This is a genomic window from Sphingobacterium sp. NGMCC 1.201703 (genome assembly GCF_047784615.1).
Lineage (GTDB): Bacteria > Bacteroidota > Bacteroidia > Sphingobacteriales > Sphingobacteriaceae > Sphingobacterium.
Genome location: NZ_JBLOHD010000011.1, coordinates 127,653 through 141,157, shown reverse-complemented (window position 1 = coordinate 141,157; position 13,505 = coordinate 127,653). Strand labels below are relative to the sequence as shown.

The 13,505-nt window shown below is 39.2% G+C and carries 13 protein-coding genes; 7 read left to right on the top strand and 6 right to left on the bottom strand.

Annotated features, from left to right (window positions below; all coding sequences use genetic code 11):
* Positions 1–19 precede the first annotated feature (19 nt).
* Positions 20–706, top strand: coding sequence for a Bax inhibitor-1 family protein (locus ACK8HY_RS20810; RefSeq protein ID WP_077434002.1), 687 nt, complete (start codon positions 20–22; stop codon positions 704–706).
* A 79-nt stretch (positions 707–785) separates the two neighbouring features.
* Here the strand turns inward: ACK8HY_RS20810 and ACK8HY_RS20805 are convergent, their stop codons facing one another.
* The 5 genes from ACK8HY_RS20805 to ACK8HY_RS20785 form a co-directional block, all read right to left on the bottom strand.
* Complete coding sequence (locus ACK8HY_RS20805) at positions 786–1,298, bottom strand: SRPBCC family protein (RefSeq protein ID WP_077434000.1); 513 nt, start codon at positions 1,296–1,298, stop codon at positions 786–788.
* A gap of 212 nt (positions 1,299–1,510) precedes the next feature.
* Positions 1,511–1,951: a carboxymuconolactone decarboxylase family protein gene (locus ACK8HY_RS20800; protein WP_077433998.1), complete on the bottom strand. Its 441-nt coding sequence runs from the start codon at positions 1,949–1,951 to the stop codon at positions 1,511–1,513.
* 129 nt (positions 1,952–2,080) lie between these two features.
* Positions 2,081–2,446, bottom strand: a complete 366-nt coding sequence (locus ACK8HY_RS20795; protein ID WP_077433996.1) for a VOC family protein — start codon at positions 2,444–2,446, stop codon at positions 2,081–2,083.
* Between the two features lie 122 nt (positions 2,447–2,568).
* Positions 2,569–3,600, bottom strand: coding sequence for a glutaminase A (gene glsA, locus ACK8HY_RS20790; RefSeq protein ID WP_077433994.1), 1,032 nt, complete (start codon positions 3,598–3,600; stop codon positions 2,569–2,571).
* A gap of 48 nt (positions 3,601–3,648) precedes the next feature.
* Positions 3,649–5,037 carry a family 10 glycosylhydrolase gene (locus tag ACK8HY_RS20785; RefSeq protein WP_416134681.1) on the bottom strand — a complete coding sequence of 463 codons (1,389 nt, stop codon included), beginning with the start codon at positions 5,035–5,037 and terminating at the stop codon, positions 3,649–3,651.
* A gap of 312 nt (positions 5,038–5,349) precedes the next feature.
* Here ACK8HY_RS20785 and ACK8HY_RS20780 point away from each other — a divergent pair, with 312 nt between their 5' ends.
* From ACK8HY_RS20780 to ACK8HY_RS20755, 6 genes are all read left to right on the top strand, one after another.
* Positions 5,350–6,516: a porin gene (locus tag ACK8HY_RS20780; RefSeq protein ID WP_077433990.1), complete on the top strand. Its 1,167-nt coding sequence runs from the start codon at positions 5,350–5,352 to the stop codon at positions 6,514–6,516.
* A 20-nt stretch (positions 6,517–6,536) separates the two neighbouring features.
* Positions 6,537–7,967 (top strand): anion permease, encoded by a 1,431-nt coding sequence (locus ACK8HY_RS20775; protein ID WP_077433988.1) that lies wholly within the window; start codon positions 6,537–6,539, stop codon positions 7,965–7,967.
* A gap of 11 nt (positions 7,968–7,978) precedes the next feature.
* Positions 7,979–8,635, top strand: coding sequence for a succinate dehydrogenase cytochrome b subunit (locus ACK8HY_RS20770; protein ID WP_416134680.1), 657 nt, complete (start codon positions 7,979–7,981; stop codon positions 8,633–8,635).
* 10 nt (positions 8,636–8,645) lie between these two features.
* Entirely contained in the window at positions 8,646–10,562 is a 1,917-nt protein-coding gene (locus ACK8HY_RS20765; protein WP_077433986.1) for a fumarate reductase/succinate dehydrogenase flavoprotein subunit, read from the top strand.
* Between the two features lie 11 nt (positions 10,563–10,573).
* Positions 10,574–11,323 carry a succinate dehydrogenase/fumarate reductase iron-sulfur subunit gene (locus ACK8HY_RS20760; RefSeq protein ID WP_077433984.1) on the top strand — a complete coding sequence of 250 codons (750 nt, stop codon included), beginning with the start codon at positions 10,574–10,576 and terminating at the stop codon, positions 11,321–11,323.
* A gap of 186 nt (positions 11,324–11,509) precedes the next feature.
* Positions 11,510–12,457 (top strand): polysaccharide deacetylase family protein, encoded by a 948-nt coding sequence (locus ACK8HY_RS20755; RefSeq protein WP_254846182.1) that lies wholly within the window; start codon positions 11,510–11,512, stop codon positions 12,455–12,457.
* Between the two features lie 35 nt (positions 12,458–12,492).
* On the opposite strand, the gene ACK8HY_RS20750 is transcribed toward ACK8HY_RS20755, so the two are convergent.
* Complete coding sequence (locus ACK8HY_RS20750; RefSeq protein WP_175991965.1) at positions 12,493–13,032, bottom strand: GNAT family N-acetyltransferase; 540 nt, start codon at positions 13,030–13,032, stop codon at positions 12,493–12,495.
* Positions 13,033–13,505 lie beyond the last annotated feature (473 nt).

Here is a 13,505-nt window from a genome sequence, read left to right as displayed (position 1 = left end):
ACATTTTATTTAACTGTTTATGGAATCACAAGAGTATTTACTTGTCAACGATGAGGCTGAAAGAGGCGTTTTCTATAAAAAAACGTATCTACACGTTGCTCTTTCTATTTTGGCATTTATCGTTTTGGAAACCCTATTGATAAAATTAGTTCCATACGATCTTATTGTATGGATGGTCAGTGGGAAGTTTATTTGGTTGTTCCTTCTCGGATGTTTCTGGTTGGGAGCTTCATTGTCCTCTCGATGGACATTAGCGCAGAGCCGTCAGACCCAGTATCTTGGACTGGCATTTTACATTGTATTGGAAGCTATTATTTTCCTACCGATGATTTTTATTGCCGCTTCGATGACTGATGGTGCGGGTATGCTATATCAGGCAAGTATAATGACGCTGGCCCTGTTTACAGCACTTACAGCTGTTGCTTTTATGTCAAACAAGGATTTCTCTTTTCTGAAAAACATCCTTGTTATTGGTGGCTTCCTAGCATTGGGGGCCATTGTCGCGGGCGCATTATTTGGATTTCAATTGGGACTTTGGTTTTCTATCATCATGGTGTTGATTGCTTCAGGAAGCATTTTGTACCAAACACAAAATCTGAAATATAATTACGGCAATGAACAATATGTAGGGGCTGCATTACAGCTATTTTCTTCTATCATGTTGTTGTTTTGGTATATTTTACGTATTCTGATGAGTCGTCGTTAATTTAATCCGTTTTTTGAAGAAAAGGTATTTAAAGATCATTTGATTATGCTTTAAATACCTTTTTTTATGATGTATGAAACTATTTCAAGACATCTTTTAAGTTTTTGAGCCCCTGATCAAAATCCTTATCCATATTCATAAATAGGCTCATTAGATTCCAGGGGTAAGGTGACTTACCGGTAATGCCCCAGGTCACCGCTGTCTGGTTCGGTGATATTTCCTTCAGCGTAAAATAACCTTTTGACGGTTCGCCGAATCCAAAGTCAAGTGATGTTTCGATCGTTTCTCCATCTACGATGCGCGTAATGGTTTGCGAACCTTTTCCAACTTTCTCGCCATCCCAGCTGTATTTAAATCCAACCTGACCATCGGTACCCTGTTCGGATTTCTTCATTTGTGGATCGGAAAGCTGCCATACTCCAAAGTGATCTTGATTTCGAAGCATTTTCACATAGTTGAAGACCTCCTGCTTGGGTTTGTCAATGGTAATCTCACTTTTTGCTTCAAAATCTTTAGGAACAAAAAGAGCCACGATTAAGGGAATGGCAATGAGAATAACCAAAACAATTAAAAGTTTTTTAATGATTTTCATTTTTCTGCGTTTAATTGGTTTAATAAACTTTTTCGGATTAAAGATAGCTGATTATTGTGATTTGTGGGCTGGTGGATTTAAGATTTTATCGACTGGTTATTTTAAACGAAAATGGGGCCGTTCGTGCTAGACCGCCCCCATTTTTATAGATTCATTTACATCCTATCGGGAGCGATTGAATTCGCATCCTGGCGGATATGCCCCTGGTTTACCTACTTTAATAATTCCAAATGTGTGCTTATACCAATTCTATTCCAGGCATTGATTGTAATAATAGCCATAATGATCTGTGCAATCTGTTTTTCGTCAAATTGTTTCTTCGCTTTTTGATAAGTTTCCTCTGTCAGGCCCTGTTGATGAATTAGGGTAATCTCTTCAGTCATCTCCAATAAAACCTGTTCTTCGGCATTAAATAATTCAGTCTCACGCCAGGCGTTCAGCAAGAATATACGCTGTGGAGTTTCACCATACTTTAATGCATCTTTGGTGTGCATGTCAAGGCAAAAAGCACATCCATTAATTTGGGATGCTCTTATCTTAATAAGTTCTTTCTGGATAGGGGTAAGAAAGATACCAGTGAGGTAGGTTTCTAAACCCATCATCGCTTTATAAGCTGTTGCATCTAATTTTGCAATATTTAATCGTGCTGTCATTGTTTTATATTTTGATACGACAAAGTTGCAGGAAAGATTGAATAATAAACTTAAACTGGTTTAAGAAAGCACGCGTCAAATTAATATCTGTTAAATCTAACCAACGCATATTGTTGCGGACGAAACTTCTTATTCTGAAATAATCAGGTAATAATTGTCAGGATCACGGAGGATAAACTGATTTCTTAATGAATTTTCATTGTAGTGAATTTCTTTTTCGAACATGGCATCGAGTTTGGTGGCATTTTCAAACACTTCCTGGAGATTATCTACCCGAAAGAATAGGATTAGACCATTCCCGGCATTTTTGGGTTGGAGCATGGTGGGATGTGCGTGTTCACCCCATTTGTGAAGGCATAAAATTACATTATTTTCAACTGTTAGAATTTCAAAAGTCTCGCCACCATGTTCGCTGGTACAACCTAGCAAATCCTGGTAAAAGGTTGAACTTTTAGAAACACTTTCTACAGCGATTATTGTTTCTGTTCTCACCATTGGTTTATTATTTTGGTATTTTAATTTTTCCTAAGCCCGCATATAGCTATGCTGACTTAGGAATTAACAAGCAAAACTGGAATTCGGTTTTGCAAACGATTTAATTTAAGGGATCTGATCTATTAGTCAAATAGGCTCAAATGGTTGGCCTTCACCAGATCTAGGATCATGTGATAACCTGCAAGTGAGTTGCCGTGTTGGTCCAACGCCGGACTAAAAGCGCCTATTCCCATACTATGGGGAACGCTGACTACGATTCCGCCACCTACACCAGATTTACTCGGGAGCCCAACGGTACGGGCATATTCACCACTGAATTCGTACATGCCGGCAATCAGCATTTGTGACTGAATAAGCTGTGACAGATTAGCATCTTGAAATTGTTTGTTTCCATCATATCGGACACAGTGATTGGCAAAAAAATAACCTATTTTGGCAAGATCCTCTACTGTGATTTCGATGGAACATTGCTTGAAGTAATTATTGAGCTTCTCTTCTCCTTCACCATCAATTAACCCACTATTTCGCATAATGTAGAACATACCGCGATTCCGATGACCTGTTTCTCTTTCTGAGTTATATACCGCATGGCTATAATCTATCAGTTCATTGTTTGTAATGAAACGTATCATCTTGAGGATTTTAGCGAAGGGTTCTTCAGCATTCCCTTTAATAAGGGCGGTGGTCAATATAGCACCTGCATTCATCATGGGGTTAAGCGGTTTACCCATTGTTTCTAAATTGCCAAAGTGATTGAAAGGTTTGTCGGTTCCAAAATATCCCATTTTCTCAAAAACAGCTTTTTCACCATTCTCCTGTACCGCAATCATCAACGCAATTATTTTTGATATGCTTTGGATCGTAAATTTTTGATGTATATCTCCGGCACTTACCAGCGTACCATCGTTATTTACAACAGATAGTGCAATGGATTGTGCATTTGCTTTGCTCAGTTCTGGAATGTAATCTGCTACTTTTCCCAGTTTAAAGCGCTGACTATTCTTTTCAAGAATGCTATTTAATGTTGCTTGATCGATCTTTTTTGCATCCTTTACCGTTGCGGTGCTTGTCGTCTGCTGCGCCCGGCATACGTCTGTCCCCCCTGTATAGCTTAGGATAAGTAAAGCTGTTATCAAACCAAAAGTTCTATTCATTTCTTCAATCTATTTATGAAAGCCCAAAGATAGGAAAGTGCCGATACTTTAGCTGTTCGAAGGTGCAGGATCAACATTCCAACCCGAAAGTATGTCACCATAGAAAAAGAAGGTCACATAGAAGTTTTTGTTACTGACCTTATCCTTTACAAGATATTTTTTTGTGACATCGTACGCATCAACTTGCTTATAATTAGATAATACCACAGGATTTGCTGCCGGATTTTCAGCTTTTACCATGTCTTGAATTTTTTGGGTGATCAATTTCATAATCCCAGCTTTCTTAAAAGGGTCGTTTTCTACTTTATTGGTTGAAATACGAGGTAAGGTTCCATTATTTTTTTCTTTTTTGGATTTAGCTGCTGTCGTATAGGCTCTGAAGCGCTCTTTAATTTTTGGATCTCGGAGACTGTGAATGGTGAAAATAGAGATTCCTTGAGCACCATTATTTAAAGCCTCATCCATATCGACAAACATTTCATCATTGTTTTTAGCCATCAATCCACAGTATAAAGTGGTATTCGCGGCCTTATCTCTGACATTTTCTATAGTACAATCTTTTATAAAGCTTGGGTCCTCGGTGTAAAAGTTGCTGTATACCATAGGGAATACAACGTCCAGTTTCCATTTACCCCAATCTTGACGAACCATTCTCGAAGCCATTTTTGGTGTAGGAAAAGGTGAGGCTGCCATAGTCTTTCCATGGCTGTGGACAACATCAGCAATCATATTAGCGATGTCAGTGATCTGGTCACAGCGAAACTGCCTCCATTTCAGATCTTTTGATGGGTCTTTTTGTGTCCTAGGATCATAACCATATTGTTTTTTGAATTTCTCTATGGCAAAGGGGTGATATCCATAATCCCATGCGGGGTATTCGCGATCTTGAACGATATTATACTTTGGCCACAAGGTGGTTGGTAATACAACATCTACATAGCGGTTGTAATCTATTGATATACCATCGAGACCTTCAACTTCGCAATAAGACTGGATTTTTTGTTTAATATATTCTTTTACTCCTGGTACAACAGGTGATAGGAATTTGTAGTAGCCAACATACGCAGTGGTATCAGCCAGACTTTTTCCATTTCTATTGACACTAAACCAGTCTGGATGCTCTTTTAGGATCTTATCCCGATCATGCTCCAGGTTCATCGTCCATAGCCAGGCAATTACCTGTATCCCATATTTCTTTGCAATAGGAATGGCGACTCTATATTCATCCGGACTAGCTGCATTCAGCATAACCCCGTCAATACCCAGGTAATTCATCTCACGGCAGATAGAATCAAAATTTGTAGTTGGATTATAATCAAGCCAAGTCCAAAACATTGCCAGCTTCTCCCGTTCCGCCGCGTTGGAAACAGGGATGAAAAACCCATAAATAATTAGTACAAGGCAAATACAGCATTTTCTGATTAATTGTTCTTTCATATGATTTATTGATTCTAAAATTTATCTACAATCTGTTCTTTGGATATTTGGTATCTGTTTCAATCTTGAAATTTTTACTAATTCAAAAATTGAAACCTGGATATATCCAACCGTGAAAATACACAAAAACGTGGAATTTAATCAATTTGAGCTCTCTTTGGAGAAAACTTTCTTTTAGTTACAAAATTTATAAAAAAAAATAAAACCATCTATCAGTTAATATGTTATTAAAGCGAGAATAATTTTGAATAGATCATTTATTGACGGTGAAAAGTGTGCTGGGCTACTAGCAAATAGTTAATTATTTTAGATATGAGGAAACTTTACATTCCAATTTCTGTCTTATACTTATTGTTATACACGGCTGTAAAGGGACAAGAACCGGGTCCAGTTGAGCCGATAAAAAGAGATTCTGTACAGCAAATCAAAGAAGAAATCACCTATCCCAAACTGCAGATAAAGGGGCTTTTTCAGGCGCGATACCTTGTGAGCACAACTAAAGATGTTGACGTGAATGGGCTTCACCATAGTGATGGTTCTGGAACCGACAATAATTTTATGGTGAAATATATGCGGGTGCAGATGCGCGCACAGATCAGTAAACGAACTGAAGTAGCTGTTCTGGCCAATTTAGCCGATTTTAAAAGTGACCCAAAAACAAAGGTACTTGAAAATGCATATTTAAAATATACGTTTAGCCCTAAGCTGGCCATTACAGTTGGTCAGTTTCGACCATGGTTTGGCATTGAGGAAACTTATCCAATAGACATTATTAAATCGTTGGATTGGTCAAATCAATACCTTGAGTTTGGTAAATTAGGCTGGGCGAGTTTCCAGATTGGAATGGCTGCAACAGGGGAGGTCAGTTTAGGAGATATGCCGTTCAGTTATTCTTTTTCCGTGGTCAATGGAAATGGTAAAAACCAAATCGTCGACAATGACAACGGAAAGCAATATTCAACACGCTTGGTATTTGGGCTTTCAAAAAAATATGGAGTCAATCTTGGGTTGAATGGCGGTGTGGGTGAGGTCATGAAAAAGCAAGTACATGCGCTGGGAGTGGATCTGAGCGGAAATGTAGATTTTGGCAAACGTTGGAACCTGGATATGCAGCTGGAAGCAAAACAGGCTATCAATCATAACTTATATTATGCGTTGGACGAGAGTTCGCGTACCTCAAAATTAAGTGACTATCTCGTCCGGGGTATCTATTTCCTGCCGAATTTAAGGTATGAAGTCAACTATTATAACCTCAGTGCATTTGAGCTTTCCTGTCGTTATGAGTATATCGACCCAAATTATAAGTTAAATGCAAATGCAAGGCAAACTTTTACGCCTATGTTTGGTCTGGAGTTTTTGAAAAATTATGGCGCCCGGATACAGCTCGGTCTTCAACTCGATCGCTATAAGAAGCAGACTCAGAATACCAATGAATACAATAAAAACTTATTTATCGTACAAGTACAAAGTAGATTCTAGTCTTTTAAACCTCAATTATTATGAAAGAAATTAGTATCAAAAATGTAGCCATCACCTTTATTGTTGCGCTCATTTTGTGGTTTATTCCAGTTCCTAAGGGCGTTAGTCCCGAAGCGTGGCATTTGTTTGCCATATTTGCTGCGACCATACTCGGGATCATTCTGAAGGCCGCGCCAATGGGTACGATGTGTATGATGGCGATTGGATTTACGGCGCTGACACAGGTTCTAGCTCCAGGAGATGCGGGTAAATCTATTACGAAAGCCTTGACCGGCTTTGGGGATAAGGTGATCTGGCTGATCGGGATATCTTTTTTTATAGCACGCGGGTTTATCAAAACGGGCTTAGGCAATCGTATTGCATTTCTTTTTATTCGGGTTTTCGGAAAAAGTTCGCTTGGGCTGGCTTATGGTTTAGGCTTGGCTGACGTGTGTCTGGCACCCGCGATACCTAGTAATACGGCCAGAGGCGGTGGTATCATTTACCCGATCATGAAATCTATGGCCATCAGTTTTGATTCTGTTCCAGACAAACCAGAGACGCATCGAAAGCTGGGATCCTATCTGACACTGAATAGTTACTACATGAATTTGATTGCATCCTCCATGTTTTTAACCGGGACAGCGAGCAACCCGATGTGTCAAAAGTTTGCTGCTAATCTAGGTATTGATATTACGTGGATGTCTTGGGCCGTTGCAGGATTTATTCCGGGCATCGTTGCTTTTTTTGTTGTTCCGCTTGTACTTTATAAACTGTACCCACCTGAATTAAAAAAGACAGGCGATGCCCCCAAAATGGCTGCGGAGAAATTAAAAGAAATGGGACCCATATCCAGGAATGAGTGGTTGATGTTATTGGCATTTTTTATACTTCTGGCACTTTGGATTTTTGGAGGATCGCTTTCGATTGATGCGACGACTACTGCATTTATTGGTTTGACTTTGCTTTTGCTGACATCGGTACTGACCTGGGAGGATGTAAAAGCAGAGAAAGGGGCTTGGGATACCATTGTTTGGTTTGCCGTTTTAGTCATGATGGCCAGTTCGCTGAATGAACTTGGATTTATAGGTTGGTTTAGTGATTTGATCAAGGTACAGATTGGCGGGCTGAGTTGGCAGATTGCATTCCCCGTAATTGTTTTGGTGTATTTCTTTAGCCATTACATCTTTGCGAGCGCGACAGCCCACGTTGCCGCAATGTATGCGGCATTATTGGGAGTAGGTGTATCATTAGGTATCCCGCCCATGTTGTTGGCTATGATGCTTGGGTTTCTGGGTTCCATATATGGCGTGTTAACACATTATGGTCATGGTCCGGCACCCGTATTCTTTGGTAGCGGTTATGTTGACCTTAAGTCATGGTGGTTGCGTGGTTTGGAAATCGGGATCGTGCTGCTGATTATCTATATGGGTGTAGGTGGTTTATGGATGAAAGTTATTGGTTATTATTAAATAAAAGGCTTATGCTATCGACCTTATCAAAGAAAATACTTATGTGCTTAACGGGGTTATTTCTCGCTTTCTTTCTGCTTATCCATTTTCTGGGAAATTTGCAGCTATTTTTACCTCAGGAGCAGGCACATCTACAGTTTAATGCCTATTCACACTTTCTCTCCGGAAATATCCTGATTAAAATTGTTTCTTATGTCCTTTACCTGAGTATTGTACTGCATGCTATTGATGGATTGGTCATCACTATAAAGAATAAAAAAACAGGTGGGGATTATCAGTCAGACCAGCGTGGACGCGCGAGCAAGTGGTATTCCCGAAATATGGGAATTCTGGGCACGCTTATTCTGATATTTTTGGTCATCCACTTTCAGAATTTTTGGTACGTATATAAGTTTGGAGCTCTACCACTGGATGCAAAAGGAAATAAGGATCTCTATGTATTGGTTATTGCAGTGTTTCAACAATGGTGGTATGTGCTTATTTATGTCTTGTCCATGGTGGCCTTATGTTATCATCTTATCCATGGGATTCATAGTGCGGTGAGAACCCTCGGACTGTATCATCCAAAATTTGTCCATTGGTTTAAGGTAATTGGTACAACCTATTCCATTGTCATCAGCATAGGGTTTGCGTTAATGCCAATTTATATATTTTTTACTGTTAACTAAAGGCGAAGATATGATTTTAAACTCAAAAATACCAGCGGGACCTTTGGAGCAAAAGTGGACACGCTATAAAAAAACTGCAAAGCTTGTCAACCCTGCCAATCGCAAAAAATTGGATGTGATTGTTGTGGGGACGGGTCTAGCGGGAAGCTCAATAGCGGCATCTCTTGGCGAAATGGGCTATCAGGTCAAATCATTCTGTTTTCAGGACAGTCCCCGAAGAGCTCATTCTGTAGCAGCCCAAGGTGGTGTCAATGCTGCGAAAAATTATAAGAATGACGGCGATAGTGTCTATCGTATGTTTGTGGATACTTTAAAAGGGGGTGATTTTCGTGCGCGTGAAGCGAATGTCTATCGAATGGCTGAATGTTCGTTGAATTTGATAGATCAGGCGGTGGCGCAAGGTGTCCCTTTTGGACGTGAATATGGAGGGTATCTAAATAACCGTTCTTTTGGAGGGGTGCAGGTAAGCCGAACATTCTACGCAAGGGGGCAGACCGGACAGCAGCTGCTATTGGGAGCTTATCAAGCCCTGATGCGGCAGGTTGGTAAAAAAACTGTTCAGCTCTTTTCCCGCCATGAGATGTTGGATGTCGTTGTCATTGACGGGAAAGTGCGCGGTATTATTGTTCGCAATTTAGATACTGGAGAGATTGAACGACATGCAGCGCATGCTGTTATACTTGCAACAGGTGGATACGGCAAAATCTATTATCTATCTACCTTAGCAATGGGTTGCAACGGCTCGGCAATTTGGCGGGCACATAAAAAAGGTGCATTGATGGCATCCCCAAGTTGGATTCAGGTTCATCCGACCTCTTTACCGCAATCAGGCGATTATCAATCCAAGCTGACGTTGATGTCAGAATCCTTACGTAATGATGGTCGCATTTGGGTTCCATTAAAACAGGATGAAAACAGAGCCGCCAATGATATCCCAGAAGAAGATCGAGATTATTACCTCGAACGTCGATACCCCGCATTCGGGAATCTTGCACCGCGGGATATATCTTCTAGAGCGGCCAAGGAGCGGATTGACGCTGGTTTTGGTATAGGTCCTTTAAAAAATGCCGTCTACCTTGACTTTGCGAAAGCAATCAAGGAACAAGGGAAGCAAAAAATTGAAGAGAAATATGGTAACCTCTTTGATATGTACCATAAAATAACGGGCTATGATGCGTATTCTGAACCGATGATGATATCTCCTTCGGCCCATTTTTCGATGGGTGGACTTTGGGTTGATTACGAGCTGATGACAACTTTGCCTGGGCTATTTGCACTTGGTGAAGCTAATTTTGCAGATCATGGCGCTAATCGCTTAGGGGCAAATTCGTTGCTTCAAGCCTCAGTGGACGGTTATTTTATTGCGCCTTATACCATCGCCAATTATTTATCGAATGAAATTCACACTGGAAAGATTTCTACAGATCATCTGGAGTTTGAAAAAGCGGAGTTAGCGGTTAAAAAGCAAATTGATGAATTATTACAGATTAAGGGGAATAAAACCGTCGATTATTTTCATAAAACACTTGGGAAGCTGCTGTATGATTATTGTGGCCTAGCCCGGAATGAACAGGGACTTAAATATGCAATAGCGGAAATCAAGAAGCTTAAGCAAGAGTTTTATCGTAATGTCATGGTTAGCGGGCAACCAAATTCTTTAAATACCGAATTGGAGAAAGCTGGACGTGTTGCGGACTATTTTGAAATCGGTGAATTGATGTGCTATGATGCGTTGACACGTGAAGAATCCTGTGGCGCACATTTTAGGGAGGAATATCAAACAGCTGATGGAGAAGCGCTGCGGAATGATGCTGAATTTCAATTTATATCTGCTTGGGCCTGGAAAGGAGAAGGGGAAGAACCAGAATTGATCAAAGAGCCATTAACTTTTGAAGAAATACAACCTACTGTAAGAAGCTACAAATAAAATGAACAATTATGAATCTACATCTTAAAATCTGGCGGCAAAAAGATAATCAAACAGCAGGGAAACTGGTAGCCTATGATCTACAGGACCTTAATCCACACATGTCTTTTCTTGAAATGTTGGATTCCTTGAATGAAAAGCTCATTGTGAGCGGAGAGGAGCCCGTTGAATTTGACCATGATTGTAGGGAAGGGATCTGTGGACAATGCGGTGTGATGATTAACGGTATAGCACATGGTCCGTTAAAACATACGACTACTTGTCAGTTGCATCTACGCTCGTTCAACGATAATGATACCATTGTGATAGAACCGTTCCGCTCGTCTGCATTCCCGGTGAAAAAAGATCTTAAAGTGGATAGATCTGCTTTTGACCGAATTATTTCACAAGGGGGCTTTGTATCTATCAATACTGGCCAGGCACCAGATGCCACAGTTATTCCCATTTCACATGAACTCGCTGAAGAAGCATTTGATTCGGCTGCTTGTATTGGATGCGGTGCATGTGTTGCCACCTGTAAAAATGGGAGTGCAGCGTTATTTACTTCAGCAAAGATTACGCATATGGCCTTACTGCCGCAAGGAAAGGAGGAAAGAAATCAACGTGTACTCAACATGATTAAGCAAATGGATGCGGAGTCTTTTGGACACTGCTCAAATACAGAAGCTTGCGAGGTCGAATGTCCACAGGGTATATCTGTCCTAAATATTGCCAGGATGAACTTTGAATACAATAGAGCTTTGATTTTTAAAAAAAGATAAACTGTTGTAACATGTTGACCATCTCTCCGATGATAAATGTGATATTAAATCTCTTAGATAAATATTTTGGTTGCTTTTGTAGCTGTTTATCACGGAAAACAGGGATTTATAAAATATTATACTTTTTAAGTTGGTTTTTATAGTATTTTTGAAAAGTAAAAAATCACTTAAGTTATTAGGATAGATATGAAGTGTAGAAGGTTATTGGTTGCAATGTTCACATGTGGTGTGATTTTGGGTAATGTGTCGTGCAAAGATTTCTCCAATAAAGTATTGGGTAGTGGTAAAGAGGCCGGTAGGGACACTTTAAACGAAAAGTTGACCCAAATGGAAAAAGTACCTGTTCTTTTGAATAAATGGGATTCTCTTCAAAAAAATCAGCTACATTTTACAGTCGATAGTTTGCATCCTATTCCTGTAAAACAACAAAAACGCAACTTGAAAGACTCCTTGAGGAGAGCTTTTGATGCCCATCCCAAACATATCTATTTGACATTTGATGATGGGCCTTTGATCGGAAGTGCGGCGATAGATTCATTGGCAAAGGAGAAAAATATAAAAGTAAGTGTTTTTCTCATCGGTAAGCATGCAAACATGAGCAAGGGCAGAAAGCGGGATCTTCAGAAATATGAAAGTAATCCATTAATTGCTTGCTATAATCATAGCTATACGCATGCAAATAACCAATATTCACGATTCTATAATAATCCGGAAAAAGCTTTTGCAGATTTTGAAAAGAATGAAAAGGATCTTAATCTTCAGCATAAAATTGTTAGACTTCCGGGTAGAAATATCTGGGTGTATGATGATATCCGCAAGATAGATTTAAAAAATGGCTCTACAACAGCTGATATGCTTCATAAAAATGGTTATCGTATTTTTGGCTGGGATGTGGAATGGCGTTTGAATAGCGTTACCGGTAACCCGATTGTGAGCCAAGAAGCGACTTTATCCCATATACGCAACTTTATGAACAATAAAAGTTCAATGGTACCCAATAATGTGGTGTTTTTAATGCACGATGATATGTTTCAGACTAAAAAAGGGCAACAACAATTATCATCATTGATCGATGCACTTAAAAGTGATGGATATCAATTCGAGTTTATGCAGGATTATCCCATTAAATATTAAATAAGAAAAGGGTTGGCTGCTACATATGGCCAACCCTAAGTTATACCAAACTCTTTTGGATAGACCACCATTCCCTTAACTCCGACGAGAGCCTCCGGAAGGAGTTCGATAATCATACAATTTTCATCCGGAACGTCAAATGGCATTTTAATACCATATTTGACCATTTGCACATAGCCATATCTCGGATAATAATCTGCATGCCCCAATAAGATAATAGATCCGAAACCGAGTTGTCTTGCAATCCGATGAGCTTCCTTAATGAGTTTGCTTCCAATCCCTTTTCCTTGAAAATCAGGTAGTACTGCAATTGGGGCCAAAGCAAGGGAGGAATGTGCCTTCTTATTTTCTTCATCGACGATTTTGATCTTTGTAACTAATATATAGCCCACAGGTCTACCATTGATCTCCGCGATCAGTGCGAGCTCAGGTATAAACCCGCTCGATTGACGTAGTTTTTGAACGAGAAACTGTTCTTGATGATCCGTATACTCAGCATGTTCGAATGCTTTCTGTATAAGTTCAAAAACGGTTTCATAATCTTCTGCACTTTCTTGTCTAATATGTATTTTCATTTTTTAGCAGATTTTTTTGAGAAAAATATATTTTCCAAATTACTGTGGTTGTTGCGGTTCGCAATTAACAAATAAATACGTTGATAATAAAAATACGTGTTTTTATATAATTATTGCGCCATTCTAATTAAAACTTATAATATGTTTTTTTAATAATACAACTGTTCTTTTTTAAGTAAAATGATGACACATTATGTATTTGAACGGATATTTTCGATGACTTTCAGATAGCAGGATTTATATTATATATTGAAGATAGGAGGCCTAGACACGATGACATTTAGAAAGATTCTTTTAGCACATTTTTATCTATGGTATGATTGTTAATTAATTGTAAGTAAGGTGATTAATGTGTAGTTTGTAAATAGTGTTAAAATAACACTTGCATTGTTTATTTATTTTTGTATTTTCATATATTCAAAATTCAATTATAAACCGCCTTTGATAAGATCCTAAACCGAGCATCTTGTGGA

What these genes read in the sequence shown, in the direction of transcription:
- ACK8HY_RS20805 (WP_077434000.1), bottom strand. Translation starts at nt 1,298, where the DNA reads ATGAAAATCATTAAAAAACTTTTAATTGTTTTGGTTATTCTCATTGCC.
- ACK8HY_RS20795 (WP_077433996.1), bottom strand. Translation starts at nt 2,446, where the DNA reads ATGGTGAGAACAGAAACAATAATCGCTGTAGAAAGTGTTTCTAAAAGT.
- ACK8HY_RS20765 (WP_077433986.1), top strand. Translation starts at nt 8,646, where the DNA reads ATGATTTTAAACTCAAAAATACCAGCGGGACCTTTGGAGCAAAAGTGG.
- ACK8HY_RS20750 (WP_175991965.1), bottom strand. Translation starts at nt 13,032, where the DNA reads ATGAAAATACATATTAGACAAGAAAGTGCAGAAGATTATGAAACCGTT.
- ACK8HY_RS20785 (WP_416134681.1), bottom strand. Translation starts at nt 5,037, where the DNA reads ATGAAAGAACAATTAATCAGAAAATGCTGTATTTGCCTTGTACTAATT.
- ACK8HY_RS20770 (WP_416134680.1), top strand. Translation starts at nt 7,979, where the DNA reads ATGCTATCGACCTTATCAAAGAAAATACTTATGTGCTTAACGGGGTTA.
- ACK8HY_RS20755 (WP_254846182.1), top strand. Translation starts at nt 11,510, where the DNA reads ATGAAGTGTAGAAGGTTATTGGTTGCAATGTTCACATGTGGTGTGATT.
- glsA (WP_077433994.1), bottom strand. Translation starts at nt 3,600, where the DNA reads ATGAATAGAACTTTTGGTTTGATAACAGCTTTACTTATCCTAAGCTAT.
- ACK8HY_RS20760 (WP_077433984.1), top strand. Translation starts at nt 10,574, where the DNA reads ATGAATCTACATCTTAAAATCTGGCGGCAAAAAGATAATCAAACAGCA.
- ACK8HY_RS20810 (WP_077434002.1), top strand. Translation starts at nt 20, where the DNA reads ATGGAATCACAAGAGTATTTACTTGTCAACGATGAGGCTGAAAGAGGC.
- ACK8HY_RS20780 (WP_077433990.1), top strand. Translation starts at nt 5,350, where the DNA reads ATGAGGAAACTTTACATTCCAATTTCTGTCTTATACTTATTGTTATAC.
- ACK8HY_RS20800 (WP_077433998.1), bottom strand. Translation starts at nt 1,951, where the DNA reads ATGACAGCACGATTAAATATTGCAAAATTAGATGCAACAGCTTATAAA.
- ACK8HY_RS20775 (WP_077433988.1), top strand. Translation starts at nt 6,537, where the DNA reads ATGAAAGAAATTAGTATCAAAAATGTAGCCATCACCTTTATTGTTGCG.